Annotated in this window: 2 protein-coding genes; both read right to left on the bottom strand. The window is 67.1% G+C overall.

What is annotated here, in order from left to right; all coding sequences use genetic code 11:
- On the bottom strand, window positions 1-822 hold an 822-nt coding region (locus AC04L7_RS15565; protein ID WP_475513359.1), incomplete at its 3' end, for a hypothetical protein.
- A 105-nt stretch (window positions 823-927) separates the two neighbouring features.
- Window positions 928-2853: a hypothetical protein gene (locus AC04L7_RS15560; protein ID WP_475513358.1), complete on the bottom strand. Its 1926-nt coding sequence runs from the start codon at window positions 2851-2853 to the stop codon at window positions 928-930.
- Between the last annotated feature and the right edge of the window lie 157 nt (window positions 2854-3010).

Here is a 3010-nt window from a genome sequence, read left to right as displayed (position 1 = left end):
GTCTTCCAGTTCGTCGGGCATCAGCAGACCCATTCTGTACGCATCGCCACCGGCCGCCGGCGTCTCGATGCGCGTGGTGGACACCTCGCCGCCCAATGGCTTGGCCCAGCGCTTCACGGCCGCCGGCAGGATCTCGTCGTAGAACCCGCGCATACCCTGCCCGCCCACGGTCAGCCCCTTACCTTCCACGCGACCGTTGGGCTGCGACATGATCTGCTCGAACACGGCCTTGCCGAACAACTTGCGGGCGCTCATCCCGATGGCCTTGCGTTCATCGCAATACACGACCGTGCCCTCGGCATCGAGCCTGCAATGGAACACCAGCTTTCCATCGCGCAGCGCACCCACGTTGGTCAGGTGACCGGCGTTGGACCAATCCACCACATTGACCTGCTGCCGCAGCTTGGTGGTGTAGCGGTCGATCTGCGTGTCGCCCGTGGTCCAGGCCACCTGGTGATAGCCCGCTTCCGCGGCCCAGCGCACCAGACGGCGGTACGCCAGCAGCGCCCAATCCTCGGAGCGCTTGAGCGGCGTATCAGGCACGGCATCGAAAGGCGTCTCCAGCGTACGGTCCAGCTCGTCGAGTCGCTGCTGTACCGTCAGGCGGCGCGCCTTCTGCTCTTCGCCGCCGGTGCTGGAGGTACGCTCCAGCTCCGTGCGCAACGCGGCGCGCTCCAGACGCATGGACAGGCGCCTGGCCGCCAGCTCCGGCGGCGCAAAGCCTCGCTCACGCCCTGCCTGCGCCCAGTCCGACTGGATCTCTTCGATCACCAGCGTGCGCAAGCCGTGCTCATCCTTGCGTTCGCTGAAACGCGCATGCACCAGGATGCCGCGCTTGTTGCTGAAATGCGTGGACTGGAAGCGCTGCTCTCCCTCCGTCTCCCGGTAGGCAGAGTAGACGTGCGCGGCCGCCGAGAAGTTGGAATGCTACGCATTGATCTCGGCCACCGGCGCACCCCGCTCACCGGCAGCTTCCAGCGCCTGGTGCGTGGCGTGGGACTCTTCCTTCGCCTGCCGCGCAGCGCTGCCACTGGGTGCATCCATCATGATCAACAGCTCACGGTAGCTATCCTGCGGATCTTCGTTGGACCAGGGCAGCTGATGGCCGGCGTACCAGGCCGGCCGCTCGCCGGCGCGCCGTGCCGCCGCCATTGCTTCCTTCAGCTCTGCAGGCAGACGAGATTCGTGGATGTCCTCGCCATCGGCATCCAGAATCTGGATGTCTTCATGGTGAATCCGCAACTCATACCCGGCATCTTCCAGCGCAGCGCGTGCGGTCGGCATGTCCCCGTACACCCGCGTGGTGAGCTTGGGCACRCTCTGGCGCACGAAGTCGGCCAGCTCGGCACGGCTGATGTCGCCTTCACGGCCCTTCAGCCAAGCGTCCACGCCCGTCCAGGCGCGTTCGGTACCCTTGATCTGGCCGCGGCGCTGCGCGCCGTCCAGCCATTGCAGCCACWGCTCGGCACCGGCGCGCTTGGGCGCGCCGTTGATGCCTTCCAGCGAGCGCAGCAGGGCGGAGTGGAAGATCTCTTCATCTTTCGCGCCGGCGGCGCCGCGCTTGAACGCGACGGGAGCGAAGGCCTTGACTGAGGCCAGGTCCCACAGAACGTAGTTATGCGTGGGCTCGCTAGCGCTCACGCGGCTGTGGCCGTCCAGGTAGCGCAGGCCGGAGTAGCCCGCGCGCCCCAGCGCGTGGGACGCCGCCTCAGGCGTGCCCAGCACGACCTCCAGCGTGTGGTAGAGATCTCGCCCTCGGCGCCCGTATGCCTCGGGCTGATCGGCCCAGGCATCGGCCAGACGCGCGGCCTGCGCCGGCTCCAGCACCGCGAGCACGGTCTGCAGCTGTTCGTCGCTGACGGGCTGCTCCCACTCCAGCAGCAGCGCCTCATCGTCGATGTCGGCTTCGTAGATGAACCCCTCGCTGGCCAGGTGTCGGGTATCGGCCATCAGCAGGCCCGGATCGGACAACAGGCGGCATGCCGCTTCGGCCTCGCGGATGAACCACCGCGTGTCACGCAGCGAGGCTGACGCCCGATCGATGGCATCCACGTCGCCGGCGACGTTGGCGCGAGACAGACGGTCTTCATCGTCCTGCAGGTACTCGCCCAGCGCCCGCACACGCTCGCGCTGCTCGGCCAGCACCATCTCTCGCGCCTGATCCAGGCTCTGCCCCTGGTCCAGCAGGAAGCGCAGCTCACGGCTGGCCAGCGAGCCGCCGGCAACGCCGCCGGCCGCATCGAACGCCGCGGTACCGGCGCTGTGCGCCAGCAGAACGCCACTGACGCGAGCGGCTTGCGGATGGAACCGCTCAAGCCGCTGCAGGATGGCGCCGATCATGCCGCGGCGCGGCTCGYCCATGCCGTCCACAATGCGCTGCAGGTCATCGCTGCGATAGCCGCTGGCCTGCATGTGCAGCACCCAGTTGGCCTCATCGCCGGCGCCGGCGCCGAGCACGCGCTCAGCCACGGCGGCCAGCTCACCGCCGGTGGTCATCTGGTCGCCGAAGCGCACGATCTGCGCCTGGTAGGCCAGCTTCTCGCGGTAAACCGACGCCACTTGTGAGGCCTCGGCGAAGTACATCCCATAGCCGAAGGCGTTGCCGCCCTCGCCAGACTTGTTGAAGTCCAGCGAAGGGCGCTCGAAGCGCGCCGGGCTGCCGTGGTAGGCGCGGCGGAACTGCACGCCGCTCAGCACCGGGTCCAGGCTCGCATCGAAGATCGACACGACCTGGCTGGAGTCGAACACGCGGTACTCCAGCGCCGAATCGTCCAGGAAGTCATACCCCGCAGCCGCAATGGTCTCCTGATCGCGATCGAACAGATCCACCGAGGTGAACGGGCCATGGAACACGATGCCGTCATAACCGGCGCGCTTGACCAGCTCCACGCAACGCGCGTCATCAGCAACGCGATATACGTCGGTGTAGGTATCATCCGTGAGCTCGTCATCGCCGCCCGGTTAATACTGCATGTAGTCGGCGCCGAAGTACTCCGACTCTTCATTGACC

This window comes from Pseudoxanthomonas sp. LjRoot204_2 (assembly GCF_056175765.1).
This window is presented reverse-complemented; position numbering and strand designations above follow the sequence as displayed.